Raw genomic sequence first — 24,683 nt, forward strand, 5'->3', positions numbered from 1 at the left:
ATATATTGGTAAGTATTTTATCATGTTAAAAGAGGTTTTTAAAAGACCTCAAAAATCTTCTATTTTTAGAGAGTCTATCTTTAAGGAGATTGAAGATCTTGGAATTAATTCTATTGGTATTGTAGCATTTATTTCCTTTTTTGTAGGAGGTGTTGTAGTAATACAAACTGCCTTAAATTTAGAAAATCCTTTAACCCCAAAATATTTAATTGGATATGCTTCTAGAGAATCATTAATTCTAGAATTTTCACCCACCTTAATTTCTATTATTTTAGCAGGAAAAGTAGGGTCTTATATCACTTCAAGTATAGGCACCATGCGTGTTACAGAACAAATTGACGCCTTAGAAGTTATGGGAATGAACTCTCTTAATTATTTGGTGTTACCCAAAATAATAGCTAATGTTTTCTTTTATCCATTTGTGATAATAATAAGTATTTCATTAGGCATTTTTGGAGGATGGGTTGCTGGAATTTTAACCGGTTTGGTAAGTTCAGCTGACTATATTATGGGAATTAGAAGTGATTTTGATTCTTTTCATTTGGTGTATTCAATGATTAAAACTTCTGTTTTTGCTTTTGTTATTGCTACAGTGCCAGCATTTCATGGTTATTATGTTAATGGTGGAGCCATTGAAGTAGGTAAAGCTAGTACACGTGCTGTAGTATGGACAAGTATTGTTATTATTGTATTAAATTACTTTCTAACCCAAATGCTCTTAGGAAAATGATTGAAGTAAAAGATTTATATAAAGAATTTGACGGGACACCTGTATTAAAAGGCATAAATGCAACTTTTGAAAATGGAAAAACCAGTTTAGTAATTGGAACAAGTGGATCTGGAAAAACAGTTTTTTTAAAATGTTTATTAGGCTTACTTCACCCAGAACGTGGCGACATTAGTTATGATGGTAACATATATAACCAAATGAGCCCAGACGAAAAAAGAGATTTAAAAAAAGACATTGGCATGGTATTTCAAGGAAGTGCTTTATTTGATAGCTCAACCGTTGAAGAAAATGTAATGTTCCCTTTAAAAATGTTTACCAATCAGCCTTACGAGGAAAGAATAGAACGTGTTAATTTTGTTTTAAATAGAGTAAATCTAGAAAATGCAAATAAAAAATATCCTGCTGAACTTTCTGGAGGAATGCAAAAACGTGTAGCCATAGCTAGAGCAATTGTTATGAATCCAAAATATTTATTTTGCGACGAACCAAATTCAGGATTAGATCCTAAGACTTCAACAGTAATAGACACATTAATTCAAGAAATAACCAAAGAATATAATATTACAACTATTATTAATAGCCATGATATGAACTCCGTTATGGAAATTGGTGAAAAAATAATTTTACTTAAAAATGGAGTAAAAGCTTGGGAAGGAACCAGTGATGAAGTTTTTAGAACTGACAATAAAGACCTAACCAATTTTGTTTATTCCTCAAACTTATTTAAAAAAGTGAGAGAAGCTCAGTTAAAAGAAGATAGTAAATAAACTTTCTTTTTACTTTCAAAGGAGGTATCTTAAAAAGTTATTACTCTCTAACTAACTTTAATGTATCTAAGGCTAATCTTGTTTTTAACCACAATTTTAATTTTTGTTCTTGTTGGTTTAATTCTTTTTTATCCAATCCTTGTTTCCATTTTATACTAAAAAAAGCTACAGAATCAATTTTAGAAAAATTAGTAACTACTTTTTTAGCATAACTCATTTGTTCTATACCAGAATAATTTATTTTAGCTTCCTCACTAACAGATTTAAACGGAATTTGATCTTTATAAAAACGATTAAGTTCTTTCTCTAACAATCGTATTTTCTCCTCTTTCTCTTTAATACTTTCATCACGTGACGTAATAATTTTCTGATTTTGAGCGTATAAATCTTGTAAGGTTTTTACTTGAGCAATCATTTCAGTATCATCTTGTTGTTGTACATGTAACTCTACATCATTCAATCCTAATTCTATTAATCGTTCTTCCCACAGCCCTACTTGATTTTCAGAAACCGAATTAAATAAAGGCAATGTAATTTTTCTATTAATATAATCAATGTTTTTGTCGTCCTCTCCTATTATTGACACTCCATCTTTTTTCAATTCAGCAATAAAAGATTGAGCTGTTTTTTTAAACTCATTTTCTTTGAATAAATTATAAAATGAATAAATACTACCAGCCAAAATTATAAAGGCAACTATTGAGGCGAACTGACCTATTCGTTTACGTTTGGCAGAATTAATATATTTTACCATCGGAAAACGCAAAAACTTAACAATTACAAAAGTTGATAATGCAATAAAAATGGTATTAATAGTAAACAAAAACATGGCTCCAAAAAAATAATTTAGCTGCCAAGTTGCCAAGCCATATCCTGCAGTACATAAAGGAGGCATCAATGCTGTTGCAATTGCAACACCAGCTACTGTATTGGTTTGCGGTTTAGGTCTACTCATGGCAACAATTAATGCCAAACCACCAGCCAAAGCTATAAATACATCTCTTACATCTGGTCTTGTTCTAGCTAAAATTTCTGTTGTTGGATCATGAAATAAAGGAAGTAGAAAAAATAGAAATGAAGTTAACAAACTAAGTCCAACCATCACTCCAAGATTAATCATTGATCGCCTTAAAGTATCAATATCATTAATTCCAATTGATAGTCCCACACCTAAAATTGGTCCCATTAAGGGTGATATTAACATGGCTCCGATTACCACCGCAGTTGAATTTGCATTTAAACCAATGGAAGCAATAACTATCGAAAAAACCAAAATCCATGCAGTATGACCTTTCATGGAAATATTATCTTTTATAGTTTGGACAGTACCTTCTTTATTCGTATCATTTTTAATATCTAACAAGTCTATTAAAAACTCTTTTACACCTCCTAATAGCCCAGAAACTTCCTGTTTAGCTTCTTGTTTTTTTACCTCAAGATCCACCTCTACTTTATTATTTTCTTCCATGAGTTAACTTTTAAATTATACCAAATCGCTACCAAATTTTTGCTTAACACTAGCTACTATTTGTTTAATATCTTGTTCGTTTTTTTTAGGGCATATTAACAATATATCATCCTTTTCTACTATAATAAAATCATCTAGTCCTTGAACAACAACATGCTTATTTTTAGTAGTTCTAATCATATTTCCTGACGATTCTTTACAAATCACTTTAGCATTTACAATGGCATTCTGTTGATTGTCTTTTTCTAATTTTTCATACAACGAACTCCATGTCCCCAAATCGTTCCATCCAAATTCAACTGGCAATGTATAAATATTTTTAGCCTTTTGCATAATGCCATAATCAATAGAAATATTTTCTGATTTTTGATAATTAGCAATTATAAAATCATTTTCCAAATTTGTATTATACATTTGATTTCCTTGACAAAACAATTGGTTCATTTCAGGTAAATAATTTTCAAACGCTTTTAGTATACTTGTTACACTCCATATAAAAATACCTGCATTCCAAAGATAATCTCCACTATTTAAAAAGGCTGTTGCTGTTTTTAAATCAGGTTTTTCAGTAAAATTAATTACTTTTTTTATTTCTTTTTTTGCATTTTCAAATTTTATATACCCATATCCAGTATTAGGATGATTAGGTTGGATACCCAAAGTCATTAAAATATCGTTTTCTTCACAAGCTTTAAAAGAAGTATTTATATTGTTTATAAATTCCTGTTCGTTATCAATCCAATGATCTGATGGTGCAACAATCATTACTCCATTAGAATCTTTTTGCTTAATTTTTAGTGCTGCATATAAAATACAAGGTGCAGTATTTCTCATTGCAGGTTCAAGCAGTAATTGTTCTTCTTTACAAGATGGCAATTGTTCTAAAACAAGTTCTTTATAATCAACATTGGTAGCTATTAAAATATTTTCTGTAGGAATTAATTTTGAAAGTCTTTTAAATGTTTGTTGCAATAAAGAATCACCAGTTCCTAACATATCATGAAATTGCTTTGGAAATTGTTTAGTGCTTATGGGCCAAAATCTAGACCCTACACCACCTGCCATAATTACTGCGTAATAGTTTTTTTTCAAAATATAAATTATTTTCTATTAATTATTTAAGATTTCTACCTCTGCGTTATGATGAAACAAATATCTCTTTTTTGTTTTTACCTCAACGCATTCGTATCTCGTTCGTCGCTTTTCTATCATTTCAAAAATACGATTATTATGTATAAACTTACTGTTGGGTTTTAATTCAAAAATATAATTTAATCCACTATCATCATCATATTGTTTCAATGCTAACGACAACTGTACATCAGTATCCGTACTTGCTTTTGGGTTCTGTAAATAACGTGCCAAATGAACTAATATTTCTTTAGGATAAATCTCTAGGCTTAAAAAAGGCAACATTAAATGCTGAAAATGCATTTTCCACTCAATACCATGTGGTTTAACTCTTATATTTTTTTTATACGTAACTAAATGAGCTATTTCGTGTATTAAGGTAAGTAAAAAACGATAATGATTCAAATCGTTATTAACAGTTATTTGATATTGCCCCGATTTTAACCTCCTAAAATCACCATGTTTTGTTTTTCTTTGATTAACAATTTTTAAATGACAAGGGTGTTTTTTGAGCAAATCCAACACTAAATCTATGGATTTTAACGGTATGTATTTTTCTAAGATTTGCCTATCTTTCATTATCAAGGTGTTGATGCTGAAACTTGCAATACTTTACCATTATAAAATTGATTTCCCGTTAAGGCAAAATCAGCTATATATGTAGCCATATCTTTTGCGGAATTTGGTGCTATATACCCAGGAAAAGCGGCGGCCAACATCTCTGTTTGTACAGCTCCTAAAGCGAGTGTATTGAATGCTATTTTTTGGTCTTTATACTCTTCTGCCAATAACTCCATCAAAGTAATTACCGCTCCTTTTGACGAGCTATAAGCTGACAAACCAGGAAATTTCATACTTCCTTGAACACCTCCCATACTACTAATTGCAACCACATGACTCCCTTGTCTTAAATAGGGAATCACTATTTTAGTCAAAGCTGCCACAGCAAAAACATTAACTTTATATACTTCTAAAAATTCTGATGTACTAGTTTCTACAAATGGTTTATTTACAATTGCTCCTGCATTATGTATTAAAACATCAAAAGATTTATAATTATTGGTAATAAAATTATTTAATTCCTCTAGTTGCTTAGTTTCAGAAATATCAACACTTAATGCTGTAATATTTTTATGTGTTTCTTGTAATTCATTTAATGTTGAGATATTTCGAGACAATGCTAATACTTGATGATTTTGATTCGATAATATTTTCACCATTTCAAATCCAATTCCTCTACTGGCTCCTGTAACTATAATATTTTTACTTTTCATTTTCTATATTATCGTTAATTACGATGGCAAATCTAATCAATTTTTGTAATTTTATATCAGAACCTTTGTATATTGTACAAAATCAACACTTAAGACTTTTATAAAAGCTTTACACCATGAAAAAACTACTCTCCTTTTTTATCCTGCTATCTACACTTTTTTTATCGGCTCAAAACACCTATCTGCATTGTGGAAAATTAATTGACACTAAAAACGGAAAGGTTTTAACTGAAATGACAATTATTGTTTCTGGAAACAAAATTATAGATGTAAAAAATGGTTATATCAACCCGAAATCAAAAAAAGACCATAACATTGATTTAAAGTCAAAAACCGCTATGCCTGGTTTAATTGACATGCATGTTCACTTAGAAAGTCAATTAAATCCAAGAACCTATATAGAGCGTTTTGTACTTAATGATGCTGATATTGCTTTTAACGCTCAAGGTTTTGCCAAATCAACTTTAATGGCAGGTTTTACAACAGTTAGAGACCTTGGCGGAAGCGGTGTAAATGTATCTTTACGAAATGCAATTAATCAAGGAAAAATTGACGGCCCAAGAATATTTACAGCAGAAAAGTCATTGGCTACTACAGGAGGACATGCTGATCCAACAAATGGATTTAACAAAAATCTTATGGAAAACCCAGGTCCTAAAGAAGGTGTAGTAAATAGTGTTGAAGATGCTAGAAAAGCTGTAAGACAACGTTACAAAAACGGTGCAGACTTAATTAAAATTACGGCTACAGGAGGCGTATTAAGTGTTGCTAAAAGTGGTCAAAACCCACAATTCACAGTTGAAGAAATTAAGGCCATAACTGAAACAGCAAAAGATTATGGAATGCATGTTGCGGCACATGCACATGGAGATAAAGGAATGCAACGAGCCATTCTAGGTGGTGTAAAAACTATAGAGCATGGTACTTTAATGAGTGAAGAAACCATGGAACTTATGAAAAAATATAATGCGTACTATGTACCCACTATAACAGCTGGAAAATCGGTTGCAGAAAAGGCTAAAATAAAAGGATATTTTCCAGATGTTATAGTTCCTAAGGCTTTAGCTATAGGTCCTAAAATTCAAAGTACTTTTGGTAAAGCCTACAAAAAAGGAGTAGGCATTGTTTTTGGTACAGACGCAGGTGTATTTGACCATGGCAAAAATGGTAAAGAATTTGGCTACATGGTAGCTGCTGGTATGCCAGCTATTGAAACAATACAGTCTGCCACTATTACCGCTGCTAAATTATTAGAAATGTCAAGTAAAATAGGGCAAATTAAAGCGGGTTTTATTGCTGATATTGTGGCTACCGACGAGGACCCTACCCAAAACATAAACACCATGGAAAATGTGAGTTTTGTGATGAAAGAAGGAAAGGTTTATAAAAATTAATTTAATAGTTTAGCTACTGTTTTTTTTAGGAATTCTCTTCTTCCTCAAAAACAATATGCTGATATGCCCCAATATCTGGAGAGACGGTTCTATTTACATTTAGAATATCAACAGGCACCTGTAATGCACCATCAATATCTGCGTTGCCATTTGCATCTGACTCTTCTCCAATTATATATTCATTTGTACTTACATCCATAAAATTAGGTTCTCCATTTAGAATTATATTTTGATAAAGTGAAGTATTATCAAAATCATATATAGGACTTTCCAATACATTTACATTTGTAGTATTGAATTTTATCATACTGTTTTTAATGTTAAAATTGAAGTCAGCCCCTTCCACTTTGTCTAGTAAGAATTCTAGATCTTGATTTCCAGAAATAATACAATTGGTAAAATTCGCTGTTTGCAAATTATGAGTTTCAACTATTTCAGTATTAGTATCATCATAATACGTATAATGATTATTTATCAAAACACTAGGAAATTGTCTAAAACCAGCATTCCAATAATTAGCAAAAGTACTGTGTGTAAAATTATAGATTCCCCCCATAGTACATGCCAAGGTTGATTGTCCACTATTGGCAATAACCAAATTTTCACCAAGAATATTAGTTTTTCTTCCTAAAAGTCCATAATTTGAAGTATTATAAATTTGCGTATTTTTTATAGATAAAGTAGGGTTGGCATTCACATTATCGTCAACTAAAAGACCAATAACATTATTTTTTATAATGGCGTAATTAATAGTGTTGTTTTTACTACCTTCTCTTAACCAGATTGTTCCCCATTGCCCTGGAGAATTTTCATATTCAGGTTCTAGCCTATCATCTTCAAAGAGAACATGATTATCAAATGTACCATTTACTTTTAAAGACGCATTTTTATCAACTATAATTCCTGAGTTATTATGAAAATATAGGGTTGCTCCCTCTTCAATAGTCAATGTGGTATTTTCAGGAACTCCAACATATCCATAAATTAGATACGGTTTTTCATTGGTAAAAGTAGTGTTACCAACTAAATTTGTTCCTTTAAACCCTAATAAATTTCCTTCAGTATTTTCTCCTATAATAATAGTTTCATAAGTAAAACTTCCATCGGCTTGTTGAACTCTATCAGGTCTAATTAAATTAACATCTAATACTAAAGCTTCTAATTTAACATTCTGCTCCTTTATTCCTGAATAAAAAACAACAGAATCTCTATAAAAGAAATCATTATCTGTTACTTTATCAAAATCAACAGTAGCCTCAACAAAAACATAGATACTATCATTAGGTAATATATCTATATTTTCGAATGATTTCCCTGGAACACCATCAACATTTAAGCGATAAAAAGAGTCATCTCCTCTTCCTAATTTAATATTAGGTATGGTAATGGCTTCATTACTTCTGTTATACACTTTAAAACTTTTTGTACTAGAACCAATCTGGTCAAAAACCCGATTTAGCAATAGTGTATCGACTGAAAACTCTAGGTTTCCAGAACTTATCACAGTGCCAAAATCTTTGCGACAAGACCCCATGGCTAAAATGATAAGAACGATAAAAACAGAATACAAGAATCGCATTTTTGAGGCTTTATAAGCTTATAACTTTTTGCTATACTATTTATTGCTTCTTATTGAGTTTTATCTCAAATAAAGTATTCCAATCTTTCCCAGTTACAAAAAATCGATCATTTTCTTTGTCGTATGCAATACCATTTAATACATTATCATCTCCTTGTTGTCCAACTTTTTCTTGTAAGCCACTTAAATCGGCAATACCTTCTAACGCACCTGTTTTAGGATTAATAATTACAATACTATTACGTTGCCACACATTAGCATAAATTTTACCATCAATAAATTCAAGTTCATTTAATTTAGGAACAGCCCTATCAATAGTGTAAGCCTCAATGAACGATTCTTCTACGCCAGTTTCTGGATCTAAAAACCAAATTTTATCTGTACCGTCAGATTTTATTAATTTTTCATTGTTGTGTGTTAACCCCCAACCTTCTTTACTTTGAGAATAATGAAACTCATTTTCTTGTTCAAAAGTTTCTAAGTTAAAAACAAAACCTTTTCCTCCTTGCCAAGTTAACATATATACTTTATCATTAAAAATAGTCATTCCTTCACCGAAATAGGCATCATCCAGATCAATTTTTTGTAAAACTTCACCTGTTTCAAGTTTAACCTTTCTAAGTGTAGACTCTCCACGTTGTCCGGTACTCTCGTATAAAAATCCATTATAGTATTCTAATCCTTGAGTAAAGGCATTTTCATCATGAGGATACTGATTTACAATTTCATAGGTATAGATTTCAGGAGATTTATCAGCAAAAAATATAATTGTATTGGTCAGTTTTTTTTGACCTCCAGGATAAAAAACAGTAGCAGAAATTGCATTTGCACCTAATTTATTATTAGAAATATCAACATTTTTATTACCAATTAAGCGTTTTCCATTGATATAATATCTAACAGAATCAATCTGCTTATTGTTTTTTTCAGAAACTGAAACAGTTAATTTTTCATTTATTTTCAAGCTCTTTGGAGAAGATAATTTTAATTGGTAAGAATTGCCACATGAAGCTAAACTCAATGCAATTAAAACTAGTGATAAAATTATTTTATGCTTTTTCATATAAAATACTGTATAATATGTTTGAATTTTCAAAAATAGTATTAAATTTGCACTCTCAAAATAGCCAAGTAGATTATTTTACAAATAAATGGCTAATATATATAACAATTAAAAAAATATAAAGATGAAAAAAGGAATTCATCCTGAAAATTATAGAATGGTAGCGTTTAAAGACATGTCTAATGACGATGTTTTTCTTACAAAATCTACAGCTGAATCAAAAGAGACGTTAGAAGTTGATGGCGTTGAGTATCCTTTAATCAAATTAGAGATTTCAAGAACTTCTCATCCATACTATACAGGTAAAGTTAAATTGGTTGATAGTGCTGGTAGAATTGACAAGTTCAAAAGCAAATACGAAAAATTCAAAAAGAAGAAATAATCTTTTTTTAATAGTATACTTTATAGAACCTCGATTTTTTTTATCGAGGTTTTTTTGTGATTAATAGTTTTTTATTAGACCAAAAACAAAATCTCTCTCCACGTAAGCAATTCAATCTTCTCGTTTTACCAAAACTTCAATTAGAAAAATTATCAACTAGAAACAACTTTGTTTATAAGTTCCAACAAAGACTCTTCTTCTATAAATTAAAACTATTATTTAGACTTAATTCTTAAAACTATATAACCTATAATAGCAGAAAGTAAAGAACCTAATAAAACACCAATCTTAGCAGAATCAATATATTGTGGTGTGTCTGCAAAAGCCAAACTTGCAATAAAAATAGCCATAGTAAATCCAATACCAGCCAAGAAAGAAACTCCAATAATATGGCGGTTTGTAATATCGCTAGGTACTTGAATTAACTTAATTTTTTTAAAGAATAATACCGCACTTGAAACTCCAATACTCTTCCCTAAAACTAAAGCTACAACAATATTAACAACTAGCACAGTTTCTAAATTCATATCTCCACTAATAGCTACGCCAGCATTAAACAATGCAAACACTGGAATAATTAAATAACCAACCCAATCGTGTAACTTATGTTCTAAATTTTGTAAAGGTGACTTATATTTTTTTGTCCAGCCCTCTAAATTATGAATTACACTTTTCTGTTCTTTAGAAAGAATTGGTTCTTCCAAAACGGGAGATTGCCTAATATTTGAAACTATATTTTCAAGATTTTCTATAAAGGTAATTGTTTTTATCTTTTGCATTACTGGGACAGAAAATGCTAATAATACGCCGGCTAATGTTGGATGTAACCCTGATTTCAAAAACAATACCCAAATTACTATTCCTAAACTCACTAACATAAACTTAGAATAATATCCTTTGTAACTCAAAAAATATAAAAATGCGAGTAATCCTAAGGCAATACCTAATAAACCTAAACTAATATTTGCACTATAAAAAATAGCAATAACCAAGACAGCTGCCAAGTCATCTACAATAGCAAAGGCAGTTAAAAATAATTTTAAACTTAAAGGAACTCGTTTACCTAAAGCATTAAGAACAGCTAATGAAAAAGCAATATCAGTAGCCATAGGCACCCCCCAACCTCTAACAGTATCAGGATTATTATTCAATATTAAATAAAAGGCAACTGGAATTATTACTCCTCCCAAAGCACCAATAAGAGGAAATGCAATTTTTTTAGCTGAATTTAACCCTCCAATTAGAAATTCTCTTTTAATTTCTAATCCAATTAAAAAGAAAAAAATAGCCATTAAGCCATCATTTACCCATAATATTAATGGTTTGCTTAAAGTGAAGCTATCAGAAGTAAATCCCATTTTAAATTCCTGAAGCTGTGTATAATAAATTGACAATGGTGAATTGGCCCAAATCAAGGCTACAATTGTTGCTATCAACAACAAAATACCACTAAAGCTTTCTATTTGAACAAATTTTTGAAATGGTGTTACTAGTACTTTTTTTATCATTCTTTCCTTTTTATATTATATTTTTTTCATTTGCTGCTTCATCATTTTAATTTGATCGTTAAGTACACCATGTTTGTCTAATTTTTTAGCTTCAGCTATTAAAATTGTAGCTTCACGTTTTCTTCTTTTAGTCATTGCAACACCAGCCAACTGCAATTTTGCCATCGCTTCATCATGACTCATAGATAACCCTAAACTTAAAGCCTTCTTAAAATATTTCTCTGCCTGAGTTAAATTGGTTTGAGAAACTAAAATACCATGCAAAAAGTTAAAATAACCTTCTTGTTTACGAACCAATGCTGCAGATGGATTTTTAATATACCCTAACCATTTTTTTGCACCAGCAAAATCTTGTTTGCGAAGTCTCAAAAATGCTAATAATAAAAATTCATTTTTAAAATAAAAAAAGATAAATATACCTGATAAAAATATTAATGCTATCCCATTACCAATATGTTTATCTGCAAATTCGAAAACTGACCATACTATAATAGAGGCTGCAATAAGTAATTTTATATATTTATGAAACATTTTATACTATTTTTGATTAAATTGTAAATATAGTTTACAAAATTACACAATCTAATGTATGATTGAAAGATTTAAATGCTAAAATATAAAAGTTTGTTATTTCTACAAACTGTTCATAAGTTGTGCATAACAAGCATTTTTATCAAAAATAATAACAATTACTTATCGTTTTAACCGTGCAAAAGACACCTACAAAACATGTTAAAAAAAACACTAAAATACTCAATCTTAGTACTATTAACTTTTATCATTATAGTTGTTTTATTTTTAACTTCTGTATACTATGGAGTTTTTGGACCTATCCATTCTGTTAAAGAATTAAAAGCTTTTAAAAATCAGACTGCCACCTTAGTATTATCAGAAGAAGGAGAACTTTTAGGAAAATTTTTCGCAGAAAACAGAACAAACGTTAAGTTTGAGCAATTACCAGAACATTTAATTAATGCCTTAATAGCCACTGAAGACGCTAGGTATTTTGAGCATGATGGTGTAGATTCTAGAAGTTTGTTTCGGGTACTTTTTAAAACAATTCTTTTTCAAGATAAAAGCTCTGGAGGTGGTAGTACTATTAATCAGCAATTGGTTAAAAATATGTATGGCCGTAAAAATCACGGCCCATTAAGTATGTTGATAAATAAAAGTAAGGAGGCCTTTTTAGCTTATCGATTAGAACAAATTTATTCAAAAGAAGATATTTTAACTCTCTATTTAAATACTGTTCCTTTTGGAGAAAATGTATTAGGTGTAGAAGCCGCTTCTAGAAGATTTTTCAACAAACCTGTTAACGAAACAAAAATTGAAGAAGCTGCAATACTTGTAGGCATGCTAAAAGCTAATACTTATTACAACCCAAGATTACATCCTGACAATGCTATTAAAAGAAGAAATGTAGTTCTAAGCCAATTAGAGAAATACAATTACATCTCATCAAAAGTTAAAGATTCACTTCAACAAATTCCTTTAAAATTAGATTACGCCAATTTAGAATCTCAAGGACCTGCTAATTATTTTTTAGTAGAAGTAAAAGACGAATTAAATAAAATTTTAAAAGAATACAATACAGCAAATGGAACTGAATTAACCGTTGACAATGATGGCTTAATTATAAAAACCACACTTGATTTAAAATTACAACAGGAAGCTTTAAAATCTTTTAAAGACCATTTAAGTGTAATGCAAAAGCGATTACGGAAACAATATAAATCTGGCACAAGCCTTAAAACGTTAAATAACCTACTTTCAAAAGAATTAAAACAATTAAAAACAACCTCAAACCTTGAAGAAAGGAAACAAATAGAATTATTTGACTGGGAAGGAATGTACACAGATTCTATTTCTATAAAAGATAGTATTAGACATTCTCTTACCTTACTTCATGCAGGTTTGCTTGCCATTGACCCACAAACTGGAGCAGTAAAATCATGGGTAGGTGGTATAGATTTTAGCACACAACAATACGATCAAATATTTGCTCAAAGACAAATCGCCTCAACATTTAAACCAATTTTATATACTGCCGCTTTAGAACAAGGTATAACTCCATGCTCTTATCTAGATAATAAACCTCTAATTATTTCTGATTTTGACAACTGGCAACCAAACAATTATGATAATTCTACCGGAGGTAATTACTCTATGGCGGCAGCATTGGCAAAATCAATGAATATCCCCACTGTAAATTTATTTTTGAATATTCCTTTCAATAATTTAGAAACATTATGGAAAAAATTAGGGTTTTCACAACCTCTACAAAAAAAACCTTCTATTGCTTTAGGTACAGCCAATGCAAGTATTTACGAACTTTCTGTGGCCTATAGTGCTTTTGCAAATGGTGGTTACAAGATAAAACCAAAAACTATAAAAAGTATTGAAACTGCAGACGGTAAAATTATTTATAAAAATGAATTTTCACATCCTTCTGAAAAAAATCGAATTATTAGTAAAAACTCAACTATTCTATTAACAAAAATGCTTGAAAAAGCGATACTAGAAGGTACAGGAAGATCTTTAAAAAACATCTACGGTATAACAATTCCTATTGCTGGAAAAACAGGCACATCACAAGATTATGCAGATGCTTGGTTTGCTGCATACACACCAAAATTAGTCATTGTTACAAGAGTAGGAGCGGCTTCTCCAAGAATAAGTTTTAATTCGGGTAAAAATGGTTCCGGTGGTAGTTTAGCATTACCCTTAGTAGGAAAGACATTACAAAAAATGCAACAAAAATATAGTGAATCTTTAACGCCACTTCCTCCAGAGTTATCTGAAGCCCTAAACTGTGAAGATTACTTAGAAGATTCTAAATTGAACTTATTTTTTGAAAATCTATTTAACAACAACAATACTACCTTAGAAAAAGAACAACGAAGAGCTCAAAGAAAAGCAGAAAGACAGCAACGTAGAAACGAACGAAATGCTAAGAGAAACAACTAATAGCTTCTAATTTATCCTGTTAATATTAAAAATTTAAGAATATAATTAGAATAATGGCAAAAAAAATAAAAAATAATAGTTTTATATGCCTAGAGTTAAATTCAATTATTATTTTTAGCCAAATTATAATACTATGATAAAAAAACTCCCCTTATTAATAATAGCCTTACTATCTATAAATTCTTTTATATTTTCCCAGAATAATTCTGGAAAAACCTATTGGTACACATCACCTGACTCTAATGGATATATTAGCTTTCAGAGAATAGTAAGTGATGATAAGTCAGATTCATCCACCATATTAAACACCAAAGTAAGAGCCTCATTTGATGGTGAAATTTTAAATTTTGATTTAAGCACTGTCACTGAAACAGAAAAGATGATTTTTGCCAAATCTTTCTCTTTTCACGGCACTATTGGTGCTAAAATTGAACCAGTAAACTTTTCAGGTACAAAAATTAAATCTGATAAAAAAGACATTTCTTTTTGGCATTTTAAAGGTGATTTCGTAGAAGACATGGAAACTGACCCTGACATACAACGTTTTAACTTTGCCAAATATAACGCCACACTAAAATTGCCAGCAAGAACAATACCTTCATTTAACATATGGGCAATTATTCCTAGACTCCCTTTTGATAGAAAAGGAACATTTAAGTTTAATGCATTAGATGAAACTAAATTATATGTAAAGAAAAATCAGACCATCAATTATTTGGGCACTACTAATACCGATATTAATGGCAAAAAAATAAAACTTCACAAATTTGTACACCAAGGTAAAGGTATGTTACCTGCATACTACTGGGTTAGTGAAGATAGAGAATTGATGCAAGTATTATTGGATAATAAGTACACTTTTACAATAAGCTCAAAAGAGGCTGCTTTACAAACAGAAAAATCAGGTAAAAGTGAATAATAAAATTATACATTAATAACACACTATTTGAACCGAAGTAATAAAATTATTCTTCGGTTTTTATTTTAATATAAAAGCAGTTGAACACCAAATTAAAATATATTGTTATACTCTTTTTCTTTTTATTATTAAGTTTAATAATAACAACAGAAACTATTTGGAGGGTATGTTCCGTCTGCGGAGTTCAAGATTTTGAACGTTACTTATTCGGAAAAAAAGTAGAATGGTTAAGTACTAGAGAAGTTGATGAATTTGGAAGCTATGCTCAATGGAAAGAAAAACATAAAACCATATGCACTCACCAATGGATTTTGATTGATGAGTTTTCTTCTGAAGTACAAGAACATCTTAACAAGTTAAAATAAAAAATACAATCACTTTTTAACTATATCTAGTATTTTTTGAAAAGGTCTATAAAAAAGCAACATGTATTTATCGAAAACATCAAAGCAAAATTATCAAATGGATTAAAATTAATTACCTTTATCCTCTCAATTGATTAATAATAAAATGAAATCAAATTATTTCCCCCTTTTTCTTTTAACTTTTACTTTATTTATTGGATGTAAAACTAGTCAAACTAGCACTCAAACCTACAAAAAAAACACTACTAATCAAGAGGTCAAAACACCAATTAGAGAATACTCTGTTTTAGCAACCTTATGGCAACAACATGCTGCTGAATATAGAGCTTTAACCTATCAAGCTTATAATATTGCCAAAATTCAATTAGAATCAATTCTTGCTAACTCTTCTAACACTACAAAACCCCTAGCTATTGTTACAGACATTGACGAAACGCTACTTAACAATAGTGCATTCAATGGCAAACTTATTGAACTAAATGAAGACTATACAGATTCTAGGTGGATTGAATGGGGTAAAGAAGAAAAAGCTGGAATAGTACCCGGTGCACTTGAGTTTTTTAACTATGCTAAAAGTAAAAATATAGAAATTTTTTACATTACCAATAGATTAGAAATACAAAAAAACGAGACGCTTTCAAATTTAAAAAAATTAAACTTTCCTTATGCAGATGAGCAGCACTTATTACTAAAACAAGATACCAGTGGTAAAGAAACTAGGAGAATTCAAGTTCAAAAAACTCATAATATTATAATGCTAATAGGTGATAACCTTTCTGATTTTTCACCGTTATTTGATAAAAAACCTACAAAAAAAAGGAATGAATTGGTTGATATTTTAAAAAATGCTTTTGGTACTAAATATATTGTATTACCAAACCCAATGTATGGCGATTGGGAAACTAAAGGTATCTTAGAAGGGAAATATAATTGGACTGATTTTCAGAAAGATTCAATCAGAAAAAGCAAAATTAAATCTTATTGATAGAATGATAACTTTAGGTAAATATAACAAACTAACTATTTTAGAAAAGACAGAGAATGGACTTATTCTAAAGGACAATACTAACGAAAAAGTTCTTTTACCAACTAAATATTGTCCTAAAAAGTATGAACTAAAAAGTGTTATTGAGGTATTTATTTATCATGATAATAAAGGTAAAAAAATAGCTACCACACAAAAACCAAAACTAGAACGGTATCAATTTGCATTGCTTCAAGTTGTTACATTAACAAAAGTTGGTGCTTTTTTAAATTGGGGGTTAGATAAAGATTTGTTAGTACCCTTTGGTGAGCAAAAAGAAGATATGATAGAAGGACGCTGGTATGTAGTCTACTTAGACGTTGATGAATCAACAAATAGACTTTTTGCCAGTAGTTATATAGAAAAACAACTACAAAATATAAATATTACCGTAAAAGAAGGACAAGAAGTTGAATTACTTGTTTATCAGAAAACCGATTTAGGTTATGTGGTAATTATAAATAATGAACATAAAGGACTTGTTTATAAAAATGAAGTTTTTACAGATATTAATATAGGAGATGCCCTAAAAGGTTATGTAAAGAAAATTCGTGAAGACAAAAATATTGACATTTCTTTACAACCTATTGGATACAGAAAATTTAATGATGTCAATTGCAATTTGATATTGACTAAACTTAGTGAAAACAATCGTTTTTTACCCATTTCTGACAAAAGCTCTCCCGATAAAATTTACGATAGCCTCGGAATTAGTAAAAAAGCATTTAAAAAAGCTATAGGATTCCTTTATAAACAAAAGGTAATATCTATTGAAGAAAATGGAATAAAATTGTTAAGTACAAAAAATAATAATCAATAGCAATATATTATTCCTTATTTAAGCGTTTCTTCTCTAATTTTTCTGCTAACCTTTTCGCTATTATGGGTTTTATTTTCGTTTTTCTTGGTTTAATTTTCATAAAAGGATAGAGTTCTATTTCAGATTTCATTTTATCAGTTTGGTTAATCTGCTTATTAATACCAAGTAAAGTATTTACTCCTTTATCAAACTGCAACTGCTCTTGGGTAGCACTTTCTTCAATTTTACGCTGAATTTTACCTAATCTCAATTGCTTTAAAAATCCACCATTTTTTTCAATATCTTTAAATAAATTTAACGCTTTTTCTGCTATTTGTTTAGTTAATGTTTCAATATAATAAGAACCTTCTGTACTATTATTTACAGCATTAAAATGACTTTCTTCTTGTAAAATTAAGAGTTGATTTCTAGCAATACGCTCTCCAAATTCATTTTTTTTACGAAAAACACTATCATAAGCAACATTAGAAACAAAGTCTGCTCCTCCCAACACAGCACTCATACATTCTGTAGTTGTTCGCAATAAATTTACATTGCAATCGTAAATGGTTTTATTACGTAAAGTAGGTTTTACAAATAATTTGGCTTCTACTTTTATATTATACTTCTCAGAAATTAATGGCCATAAATATCTAAAAGCCCTAAGTTTAGCAATTTCAAAAAAATAATTGGTACCAACAGTGAATAAAAACTGAATACTGTTGTATATAAATGGTATATTTTTAGCTGTGATAATATTTAAATACTCGCTACCTTGAGCCAACCCATATGCAACTTGTTGAACTATGTTTGCACCTGCATTCTGATAAAGACTAGTGTTAACAGAAAGTACTGTTGTACTACCTGTTGCTTTTTTTAGTACAGTTTCTAGTACTTCAACATCTTTTTTACTATTATTAAACCAATTTCCTGTTTTGGCTAGATTTCCAATAATATCAACATTTAAAAATATTTTAAACGCTAAGCTTTTATCAATTAATTCTATTAGAAAATCATCCGATAAAAAATTGAGTTTATAATGGATCTGAAGAGGCTCTTTATTCGTATTAAATTTTACTAATCCTTGAAGTAATTTATCGACATCAAATTTTTTATTAGCCTCAAATTCAATGGAATTTGCTCCTCTCTTTAAAGCATCTTTAGCCAAAAAGTTGGCTGTTTTTTCATTAGAAACAAAAATAGACTGACAAATTAAAAACGATCCATTTTTGGGATTAATATTCAAAAATTGAACATCATCATAATGATAAAAAGGTTTAACTTTTATCCCCTCATTTGATTCCCAAACCAATAAGTCATTGTAATCTTCTCCCTTTAAATCAAATTGAATTTTCTGTTTCCATTGTTTAGAAGAGACTTGTTCAAATTCATTAAATAAAAAATTACTCATCATCTACTCTTTTATAGAATCGAAATCAATAATATAAATATCTTCATCTTTCCTTTTCATATTATATTCTTCTCTAGCAAACTTTTCTAAAGAATCTGGATCTTGTAAATTTTTAATTAATTTTTTATCTTTTTCTGCCTCAGACTTATAAAACTCTATTGTCTTTTCCAATTTATTTATTTCTTGATTTAATTCTCTATGATTTAAATAAGAATTTTCGTCAAAAAATAGCATCCAGATTAAAAATAATAATAAAATAATAACATATCTATTACTAAAAAAGCGAACTATTTTATTTTTTCTAAACTCGTTAAAAGTCATGTATTATAATCTTTCATTAATAATAGTTCGAACAATATCAATAGCAACAGTATTGTATTTATTATTTGGTATTATAATATCTGCATACTCTTTCATTGGCTCTATAAACTGCTCGTGCATTGGTTTTAATGTATTTTGATAACGCTGTAATACCTCATCCATATCTCGTCCTCTTTCAGCAATATCTCTTTTTAATCTACGGATAAGTCGTTCATCAGAATCAGCGTGAACAAAAACTTTTATATCCATCATATCACGTAATTCTTTATTAGTCAGAATTAAAATACCTTCTACAATTAAAACCTTACTTGGATGTGTTTTAATAGTATCTTTTGTTCTATTATGCATTGCAAAAGAATACACTGGCTGCAAAACTGTCTTTCCTTTTCTAAGTTGAGAAAGATGTTTTACCAATAAATCAAAATCAATTGCTCTAGGATGATCAAAATTTATTTTGGTACGTTCTTCTATAGCAAGACTATCGGTTTCTCTATAGTATGAATCTTGAGAAATTACAGTTACATCTTGATTAGGAATTTCGTTAATTATCTGATTAACAACTGTTGTTTTACCGCTTCCCGTACCTCCGGCAATTCCAATTACGAGCATGAGTTTTATTTTTGATTAATAAGACACCTTTAAAGCAAGCAAATTTAACTAAATACATGTGATTTTACTTCTCAATTTTTAAAACTTCTTCTTTTGTAAACATTTTATCATTTGTATTGCCAAAATTATTGGTAATATAATTCATTACATCAGCAATTTCATTATCAGACAACCCCATAGGTGCCATTGTTCCATTATAAGTTATTCCGTTTACTATGATTGCTCCAGATTGTCCAAATTTGACTGCTTTTATACTTGCTTCTCTATTATTTATTAAATAATCTGATAGAGCCAATGGAGGTGTTACATTTTCAACTCCCTTACCATCAGGCATATGACAATTCATGCAAAAATCTTCATAAACGAGAGCTCCACGCTCTATACTTTTTTTAAAATTTTTACCTTTCTCTTTGCTTTGCCCAAAAACGAGCACTGAAGATAAAAACAACAAGCAAAAAGATATAAACCTAATCATAATTTGGAAACAATTTTTACGATTCCTAAATTCTCAATACCTACGTAAATATAACCATCTGGACCTTGTCTTACACTTCTAACACGACCTAAGCCTTCAAACAATTTTTCTCTTTTAATTACTTTATCCTTATCTAAAACTAATCTTTCTAGGTATTGAAATTTAAGAGATCCTACTAACAAACTACCTTTCCAATCAGGATATTTATCAGAAGATACTATTGCAAAACCACTTGGAGCAATAGATGGCACCCAATAAAACAATGGCTGTTCCATTCCCGGTAACGAAGTATGCTCTGTAAAAGAAGTACCACTGTAATTTATACCATAACTTATTTTAGGCCAACCATAATTTAATCCTTTTTTAATAATATTAATTTCATCACCTCCTTGTGGACCATGCTCATGTGTCCAAATTTCTCCTGTTGTTGGATGTTTAAACATTCCTTGAGGATTACGATGTCCAAAAGAATAAATAGCTTTTTTAGCATTAGGTTCATTTACAAAAGGATTATCTGTTGGTATTGTACCATCATCATTAAGACGGTAAATTTTACCACCATCTCTAGTAATATCTTGTGGATTTTCATCACGATTACCACGATCTCCTACTGAAAAATAAAGAAAATCATCATTATCAAATGCTAATCTAGAACCAAAATGTTGCCCTTTAGTAGTGTTTGGTTCTGCTTTATACAACAATTGATTATTAACTAGTTTATTGCCGTCTATTTTGGCTCTCATTATTGCCGTATTACCTCCATTTCCTTCGCCTTGTTCTGAAGCATAAGAAAAATAAATCCATCCATTCTCTTTATATTTTGGATGTATAATTACATCTAACAATCCGCCTTGTCCTCTATTATAAATTTCAGGAAGACCTGTTATCTTTATTTTTTTATTATTTTTAAATAGAATAAGTTCTCCAGATTTTTCTGTAATAAGAATACTGCTGTCTGGTAAAAATGTAATTCCCCATGGAATATTTAAGTCCTTTACTACTAATTCTGTAGTATAATTTAAGTTTTTAGGATTTTCAACTTTTACTTCAGACTCAACCTGTTGGGCACAAGAAACAAAGCTTATTGTTATAAAAATAAGAAGAAAAGATATGTGATTTTTCATAATGAGATTTTAATTTTTTTTACTAGGAACTAAAAATACAAATAAATCTGTATTGTAACTATTAATAAAAACTATATATTTGCAACCTCAAATTTTTAATGAATGTATTTCTTATAAAAATTTGTAAAATCTGAATTTCAATTTTAACAATTGTATTTTTAGATTTTAAATTTTTCGGGGTGTAGCGTAGCCCGGTTATCGCGCCGCGTTTGGGACGCGGAGGTCGCAGGTTCGAATCCTGCCACCCCGACAAAAAAGCCTAAAAAATCAATGATTTTTTAGGCTTTTTTTATACTAAATCTCTAGTAAGTAAATTCTTTTATGCTCTAAAACTAAAGAGTTTAATATTTATTTCTATTCATTTTAATCAATACTTTATTAACTGAGCATTTACAAAAGACAACTCTTCTTCTATAGCATGATTATTTTTTACTTTATAGAAGAAGAGAAATAAATACTGATTTATTCTACTATTATAAATTCACTACGTCTATTGGCTTGATGTTCAGATTTTGAACAAGGTACTCCGTTTGAACATTTATTAACCAATTGTGTTTCTCCATATCCTTGAGCTGTTAACCTATTTTTTGAAATACCTTCTTTTATTAAGTAATTCATTGTTGATTTTGCACGTCTTTGAGATAAAGCCATATTATAAGCGTCACTAGCCCTACTATCTGTATGAGAACGAATATCAATTTTTAATTCAGGATACATTTTCATGGCTTCAACAATTTTTTGAAGCTCCACCTCTGCATCTGGACGAATATTAGATTTATCTAAATCAAAATAAATAATTGGAATATTTAACACTTCTGCCAAGTTTGTTCCAGTAGTAATTGTTTTATCATCTGGATCTAACTCAAAATTATGCTCTCTATCTTCTTGAAATTCTTTTGAAAAATCATCAGCACTACTATACCCTTCTCTTGTAACTTTTAAAATATAAGCAGGAGTATATGCTACGATAGTATCAAATGCTCCTTGATTATTAGTTTCTAAACTAGACACTAAGTTATTGTCTGAATCTAATACTTGAATAATTGCTTTTTCTAATGGCAACCCTGTAGATTTATCTTTAACAATTCCATGTAATTTGCTTTTAATATACACTTCTTTTATTGGGGTATTTTCAACAAAACGATAGATATCATCATAACCTGACATATCTTCTGAACGATTAGAGCTGACATATCCCTTGCCATCTTTTACCACATATGAAATGTCATCAAAAGAGGAGTTTATTGGTTTTCCTACATTTAGCAAATTCCCTAAAAACTCTCCTTCATCATTTATTTTTAAATAAAACACATCATATCCACCTAATCCGAAATGACCATCAGAAGAAAAATATAGGGCACCATCTTCAGCTATAAACGGGAACGATTCACGCCCTGAGGTATTTACTTTATCACCTAAATTAGTAACACTTCCAAAACTACCATCTGGATTTATTGTTACATAATATAAATCAGTTGCTCCTTTTCCTCCTGGCCTATCAGATGCAAAATAAAGTTTATCTTCTTTTAAATTAAGTGCAGGATGAGCCGTATTAAAACCGTCTCCATTAATTGACAACTCTTCTTCATTTGCCCATTTTCCATCTTCTAAAACAGCTTTATAAATTTTTAAATGCAACAGAGCTTCACCATTTTTATCTTTTTTAGGATTGGTACGTGTAAAGTACATTGTTTTACCGTCTTTTGTAAAACATGCTGTAGACTCATGATACTTCTGATTAATACTACCTCTTAAGGCTTTAGGCTTACTAAAAACAGAATCATTAGTAACATTTACTTCATATAAATCTAAATATGGCAAACCGTCCCAAGCACTAATTCTATTTCGTAATACTCCAGAATTTCGAGTAGAAGCAAATACCAATTTAGAAGGATTTAAAAAATTAACTCCAAAATCAACCCCAGAGGTATTAAAAGATACTTTATTTAAAGTATAACGTCCTGAATTTTCTTCTATTAAATCTAAATATTTTTTTGCTGAAATATTTGACAATGCCTTAAAATTACCTTGTGAAAGGTATTTATTATAATAGTCTTCACCCAACTTAGAATTTCCTATTGCCTTTAAAGACTGGGCATATCTTAACATATATGTTGATGATTGCGATTCATTGAACTGAAACAACTCCTTATACCATTTTGCAGCTTCTTTATACTTTGCATTAAAGTAGTAACTATCTGCTAAATTTTGTAATAAAGATTCTGATCGATATCCTTTTTCAGCTACTTTTTCATAAATCTTAACAGCCTCCATATAAAACTTACTTTTAAAAGCTTCATTTGCCTTTTCTATATTTTTCTCTTGACTAAAAGACTGTAAACTCAAAAACACCAAAAAAAACACGAATATCTTAGGGCTATTTGCTTTTATTTTATACAACATTCTCATTGTTTATTTTATTGATTTATTTGTTAATTTTAAAAGAATCTAGGATTTACTACACCCTGATTATTTCCATCTCCTATTTCAAAGCGAAGAAAAAACTCGTGTGACCCATTACTATAATTTCCTATATCTGTTACATCATAATCGTAAGCATAGCCAAGCATAATACCATTAGTTATTTGAAAGCCAAACAAACCACTAACTGCACTATCCCAGCGGTAAGCTGCACCTAACGTAAAGCGTTCATTAAATAAAAAATTTGCAGAAAAGTCCGCAGCCAATGGAGCTCCTTTTACTCCTTTTAATAAGATGGCAGGTTTAAATTTCCAACTTGAATTTAAGTCAAAAACATACCCCCCTATTGCATAATAATGTAGACGTTCTTTGGTAGTGCTAATAGTAACATCATCATAATGATCTGTATTTAATAAATTAGGAGCTGAAATACCTAAATACCACTTATCTTTATTTCGTAAATAAAGCCCTATTCCTATTATTGGAGATACTTGCCCGTCTATATTATTTGAAGGACTAAAAGAAGGGTCATTTACATCATTTGGGTTTAACTGGCTAAAATCAACATCTAAAATGTTTACTCCTCCTTTCATACCAAACGACATAAACAAATCATCATCATTAAGCGGCAATGTATATGAAACATCTGCTGCAATATTATTCTCTAAAGAAATACCTATTTTATCTTTATAAAATGAAAGTCCTAACCCTACACGATTACCTACGGGTGTGTTTAATGAAAAATTTGAAGTTTCTGGGGCTCCATTAATCCCTACCCATTGGGTTCTATACAATCCTGTTAAATTTAAAACACCACGACTTCCTGCATAAGCTGGGTTTACCGTTTGTGTATTATACATATATTGAGTGTATTGAGAGTCTTGTTGTCCCATAACTATCTGTGCAAAAGCTAAAAAAGCAATAAGCAAAGACGTTCTCATGATTTTACTAT

At 29.9% G+C, this 24,683-nt stretch carries 24 protein-coding genes and 1 tRNA gene; 10 read left to right on the forward strand and 15 right to left on the reverse strand.

Annotated features, from left to right (window positions below):
• Nucleotides 1-22: 22 nt before the first annotated feature.
• Complete coding sequence (locus tag EGM88_RS01305; RefSeq protein WP_123896483.1) at nucleotides 23-730, forward strand: MlaE family ABC transporter permease; 708 nt, start codon at nucleotides 23-25, stop codon at nucleotides 728-730.
• Nucleotides 727-1,497, forward strand: coding sequence for an ABC transporter ATP-binding protein (locus tag EGM88_RS01310; protein ID WP_123896106.1), 771 nt, complete (start codon nucleotides 727-729; stop codon nucleotides 1,495-1,497). The genes EGM88_RS01305 and EGM88_RS01310 overlap by 4 nt, the downstream gene beginning before the upstream one ends.
• 40 nt (nucleotides 1,498-1,537) lie before the next feature.
• On the opposite strand, the gene EGM88_RS01315 is transcribed toward EGM88_RS01310, so the two are convergent.
• The 4 genes from EGM88_RS01315 to EGM88_RS01330 are packed head-to-tail and all read right to left on the reverse strand — an operon-like array spanning nucleotide 1,538 to nucleotide 5,370.
• Nucleotides 1,538-2,965, reverse strand: a complete 1,428-nt coding sequence (locus EGM88_RS01315) for a TIGR00341 family protein (protein WP_123896107.1) — start codon at nucleotides 2,963-2,965, stop codon at nucleotides 1,538-1,540.
• A gap of 15 nt (nucleotides 2,966-2,980) precedes the next feature.
• Nucleotides 2,981-4,057, reverse strand: a complete 1,077-nt coding sequence (locus EGM88_RS01320) for a mannose-1-phosphate guanylyltransferase (RefSeq protein WP_123896109.1) — start codon at nucleotides 4,055-4,057, stop codon at nucleotides 2,981-2,983.
• Between the two features lie 18 nt (nucleotides 4,058-4,075).
• Nucleotides 4,076-4,675, reverse strand: coding sequence for a SprT-like domain-containing protein (locus EGM88_RS01325; protein WP_123896111.1), 600 nt, complete (start codon nucleotides 4,673-4,675; stop codon nucleotides 4,076-4,078).
• A 2-nt stretch (nucleotides 4,676-4,677) separates the two neighbouring features.
• Nucleotides 4,678-5,370, reverse strand: coding sequence for an SDR family NAD(P)-dependent oxidoreductase (locus EGM88_RS01330; protein ID WP_123896113.1), 693 nt, complete (start codon nucleotides 5,368-5,370; stop codon nucleotides 4,678-4,680).
• A gap of 116 nt (nucleotides 5,371-5,486) precedes the next feature.
• Here EGM88_RS01330 and EGM88_RS01335 point away from each other — a divergent pair, with 116 nt between their 5' ends.
• Nucleotides 5,487-6,764 (forward strand): metal-dependent hydrolase family protein, encoded by a 1,278-nt coding sequence (locus tag EGM88_RS01335; RefSeq protein ID WP_123896114.1) that lies wholly within the window; start codon nucleotides 5,487-5,489, stop codon nucleotides 6,762-6,764.
• A gap of 25 nt (nucleotides 6,765-6,789) precedes the next feature.
• Here EGM88_RS01335 and EGM88_RS01340 read toward each other — a convergent pair whose 3' ends face one another.
• Entirely contained in the window at nucleotides 6,790-8,343 is a 1,554-nt protein-coding gene (locus EGM88_RS01340; protein ID WP_123896116.1) for a hypothetical protein, read from the reverse strand.
• A 40-nt stretch (nucleotides 8,344-8,383) separates the two neighbouring features.
• Entirely contained in the window at nucleotides 8,384-9,406 is a 1,023-nt protein-coding gene (locus EGM88_RS01345; protein ID WP_123896118.1) for a glutaminyl-peptide cyclotransferase, read from the reverse strand.
• Between the two features lie 124 nt (nucleotides 9,407-9,530).
• Here EGM88_RS01345 and EGM88_RS01350 point away from each other — a divergent pair, with 124 nt between their 5' ends.
• Entirely contained in the window at nucleotides 9,531-9,788 is a 258-nt protein-coding gene (locus tag EGM88_RS01350) for a type B 50S ribosomal protein L31 (protein ID WP_123896120.1), read from the forward strand.
• A 215-nt stretch (nucleotides 9,789-10,003) separates the two neighbouring features.
• On the opposite strand, the gene nhaA is transcribed toward EGM88_RS01350, so the two are convergent.
• Both nhaA and EGM88_RS01360 read right to left on the reverse strand, forming a co-directional pair.
• Nucleotides 10,004-11,296: a Na+/H+ antiporter NhaA gene (nhaA, locus tag EGM88_RS01355; RefSeq protein ID WP_123896122.1), complete on the reverse strand. Its 1,293-nt coding sequence runs from the start codon at nucleotides 11,294-11,296 to the stop codon at nucleotides 10,004-10,006.
• A 15-nt stretch (nucleotides 11,297-11,311) separates the two neighbouring features.
• Nucleotides 11,312-11,827, reverse strand: a complete 516-nt coding sequence (locus EGM88_RS01360) for a DUF2892 domain-containing protein (protein WP_123896124.1) — start codon at nucleotides 11,825-11,827, stop codon at nucleotides 11,312-11,314.
• 198 nt (nucleotides 11,828-12,025) lie between these two features.
• On the opposite strand from EGM88_RS01360, the gene EGM88_RS01365 reads away from it, so the two are divergent.
• From EGM88_RS01365 to EGM88_RS01385, 5 genes are all read left to right on the forward strand, one after another.
• Entirely contained in the window at nucleotides 12,026-14,263 is a 2,238-nt protein-coding gene (locus EGM88_RS01365; RefSeq protein WP_123896126.1) for a transglycosylase domain-containing protein, read from the forward strand.
• Nucleotides 14,264-14,396: 133 nt separating this feature from the next.
• Nucleotides 14,397-15,182 (forward strand): hypothetical protein, encoded by a 786-nt coding sequence (locus EGM88_RS01370; protein WP_123896128.1) that lies wholly within the window; start codon nucleotides 14,397-14,399, stop codon nucleotides 15,180-15,182.
• An 80-nt stretch (nucleotides 15,183-15,262) separates the two neighbouring features.
• The gene (locus EGM88_RS01375) at nucleotides 15,263-15,547 is read left to right on the forward strand and encodes a hypothetical protein (RefSeq protein WP_123896130.1); all 285 of its coding nucleotides are present in this window, start codon (nucleotides 15,263-15,265) and stop codon (nucleotides 15,545-15,547) included.
• A 145-nt stretch (nucleotides 15,548-15,692) separates the two neighbouring features.
• Nucleotides 15,693-16,532 (forward strand): 5'-nucleotidase, lipoprotein e(P4) family, encoded by an 840-nt coding sequence (locus EGM88_RS01380; RefSeq protein WP_123896132.1) that lies wholly within the window; start codon nucleotides 15,693-15,695, stop codon nucleotides 16,530-16,532.
• 4 nt (nucleotides 16,533-16,536) lie between these two features.
• Nucleotides 16,537-17,391: a CvfB family protein gene (locus tag EGM88_RS01385; RefSeq protein ID WP_123896134.1), complete on the forward strand. Its 855-nt coding sequence runs from the start codon at nucleotides 16,537-16,539 to the stop codon at nucleotides 17,389-17,391.
• A gap of 7 nt (nucleotides 17,392-17,398) precedes the next feature.
• On the opposite strand, the gene EGM88_RS01390 is transcribed toward EGM88_RS01385, so the two are convergent.
• From EGM88_RS01390 to EGM88_RS01410, 5 genes are all read right to left on the reverse strand, one after another.
• Nucleotides 17,399-18,781: a methylmalonyl-CoA mutase subunit beta gene (locus EGM88_RS01390; RefSeq protein WP_123896136.1), complete on the reverse strand. Its 1,383-nt coding sequence runs from the start codon at nucleotides 18,779-18,781 to the stop codon at nucleotides 17,399-17,401.
• Nucleotides 18,782-18,784: 3 nt separating this feature from the next.
• Nucleotides 18,785-19,102, reverse strand: a complete 318-nt coding sequence (locus tag EGM88_RS01395) for an FtsB family cell division protein (RefSeq protein ID WP_123896138.1) — start codon at nucleotides 19,100-19,102, stop codon at nucleotides 18,785-18,787.
• A gap of 3 nt (nucleotides 19,103-19,105) precedes the next feature.
• Nucleotides 19,106-19,711 (reverse strand): uridine kinase, encoded by a 606-nt coding sequence (gene udk / locus EGM88_RS01400; protein ID WP_123896140.1) that lies wholly within the window; start codon nucleotides 19,709-19,711, stop codon nucleotides 19,106-19,108.
• A gap of 64 nt (nucleotides 19,712-19,775) precedes the next feature.
• Nucleotides 19,776-20,186: a c-type cytochrome gene (locus EGM88_RS01405; protein ID WP_123896142.1), complete on the reverse strand. Its 411-nt coding sequence runs from the start codon at nucleotides 20,184-20,186 to the stop codon at nucleotides 19,776-19,778.
• The gene (locus EGM88_RS01410; RefSeq protein WP_123896144.1) at nucleotides 20,183-21,310 is read right to left on the reverse strand and encodes a PQQ-dependent sugar dehydrogenase; all 1,128 of its coding nucleotides are present in this window, start codon (nucleotides 21,308-21,310) and stop codon (nucleotides 20,183-20,185) included. The genes EGM88_RS01405 and EGM88_RS01410 overlap by 4 nt, the downstream gene beginning before the upstream one ends.
• Nucleotides 21,311-21,485: 175 nt before the next feature.
• On the opposite strand from EGM88_RS01410, the gene EGM88_RS01415 reads away from it, so the two are divergent.
• Nucleotides 21,486-21,560: transfer RNA gene (locus EGM88_RS01415), tRNA-Pro, on the forward strand.
• 212 nt (nucleotides 21,561-21,772) lie between these two features.
• Here EGM88_RS01415 and EGM88_RS01420 read toward each other — a convergent pair.
• Nucleotides 21,773-23,713 (reverse strand): OmpA family protein, encoded by a 1,941-nt coding sequence (locus tag EGM88_RS01420; protein WP_162497520.1) that lies wholly within the window; start codon nucleotides 23,711-23,713, stop codon nucleotides 21,773-21,775.
• 35 nt (nucleotides 23,714-23,748) lie between these two features.
• Nucleotides 23,749-24,672 carry a PorP/SprF family type IX secretion system membrane protein gene (locus EGM88_RS01425; RefSeq protein ID WP_123896146.1) on the reverse strand — a complete coding sequence of 308 codons (924 nt, stop codon included), beginning with the start codon at nucleotides 24,670-24,672 and terminating at the stop codon, nucleotides 23,749-23,751.
• Between the last annotated feature and the right edge of the window lie 11 nt (nucleotides 24,673-24,683).

The organism is Aureibaculum marinum (assembly GCF_003813905.1).
GTDB classification, from domain to species: domain Bacteria; phylum Bacteroidota; class Bacteroidia; order Flavobacteriales; family Flavobacteriaceae; genus Aureibaculum; species Aureibaculum marinum.

Excerpts from the sequence above, each read along its gene's own strand:
- EGM88_RS01305 (WP_123896483.1), top strand. The coding sequence starts at position 23 with ATGTTAAAAGAGGTTTTTAAAAGACCTCAAAAATCTTCTATTTTTAGA.
- EGM88_RS01310 (WP_123896106.1), top strand. The coding sequence starts at position 727 with ATGATTGAAGTAAAAGATTTATATAAAGAATTTGACGGGACACCTGTA.
- EGM88_RS01315 (WP_123896107.1), bottom strand. The coding sequence starts at position 2,965 with ATGGAAGAAAATAATAAAGTAGAGGTGGATCTTGAGGTAAAAAAACAA.
- EGM88_RS01325 (WP_123896111.1), bottom strand. The coding sequence starts at position 4,675 with ATGAAAGATAGGCAAATCTTAGAAAAATACATACCGTTAAAATCCATA.
- EGM88_RS01330 (WP_123896113.1), bottom strand. The coding sequence starts at position 5,370 with ATGAAAAGTAAAAATATTATAGTTACAGGAGCCAGTAGAGGAATTGGA.
- EGM88_RS01335 (WP_123896114.1), top strand. The coding sequence starts at position 5,487 with ATGAAAAAACTACTCTCCTTTTTTATCCTGCTATCTACACTTTTTTTA.
- EGM88_RS01340 (WP_123896116.1), bottom strand. The coding sequence starts at position 8,343 with ATGCGATTCTTGTATTCTGTTTTTATCGTTCTTATCATTTTAGCCATG.
- EGM88_RS01345 (WP_123896118.1), bottom strand. The coding sequence starts at position 9,406 with ATGAAAAAGCATAAAATAATTTTATCACTAGTTTTAATTGCATTGAGT.
- EGM88_RS01350 (WP_123896120.1), top strand. The coding sequence starts at position 9,531 with ATGAAAAAAGGAATTCATCCTGAAAATTATAGAATGGTAGCGTTTAAA.
- nhaA (WP_123896122.1), bottom strand. The coding sequence starts at position 11,296 with ATGATAAAAAAAGTACTAGTAACACCATTTCAAAAATTTGTTCAAATA.
- EGM88_RS01360 (WP_123896124.1), bottom strand. The coding sequence starts at position 11,827 with ATGTTTCATAAATATATAAAATTACTTATTGCAGCCTCTATTATAGTA.
- EGM88_RS01365 (WP_123896126.1), top strand. The coding sequence starts at position 12,026 with ATGTTAAAAAAAACACTAAAATACTCAATCTTAGTACTATTAACTTTT.
- EGM88_RS01370 (WP_123896128.1), top strand. The coding sequence starts at position 14,397 with ATGATAAAAAAACTCCCCTTATTAATAATAGCCTTACTATCTATAAAT.
- EGM88_RS01380 (WP_123896132.1), top strand. The coding sequence starts at position 15,693 with ATGAAATCAAATTATTTCCCCCTTTTTCTTTTAACTTTTACTTTATTT.
- EGM88_RS01385 (WP_123896134.1), top strand. The coding sequence starts at position 16,537 with ATGATAACTTTAGGTAAATATAACAAACTAACTATTTTAGAAAAGACA.
- EGM88_RS01390 (WP_123896136.1), bottom strand. The coding sequence starts at position 18,781 with ATGAGTAATTTTTTATTTAATGAATTTGAACAAGTCTCTTCTAAACAA.
- EGM88_RS01395 (WP_123896138.1), bottom strand. The coding sequence starts at position 19,102 with ATGACTTTTAACGAGTTTAGAAAAAATAAAATAGTTCGCTTTTTTAGT.
- udk (WP_123896140.1), bottom strand. The coding sequence starts at position 19,711 with ATGCTCGTAATTGGAATTGCCGGAGGTACGGGAAGCGGTAAAACAACA.
- EGM88_RS01405 (WP_123896142.1), bottom strand. The coding sequence starts at position 20,186 with ATGATTAGGTTTATATCTTTTTGCTTGTTGTTTTTATCTTCAGTGCTC.
- EGM88_RS01410 (WP_123896144.1), bottom strand. The coding sequence starts at position 21,310 with ATGAAAAATCACATATCTTTTCTTCTTATTTTTATAACAATAAGCTTT.
- EGM88_RS01420 (WP_162497520.1), bottom strand. The coding sequence starts at position 23,713 with ATGTTGTATAAAATAAAAGCAAATAGCCCTAAGATATTCGTGTTTTTT.
- EGM88_RS01425 (WP_123896146.1), bottom strand. The coding sequence starts at position 24,672 with ATGAGAACGTCTTTGCTTATTGCTTTTTTAGCTTTTGCACAGATAGTT.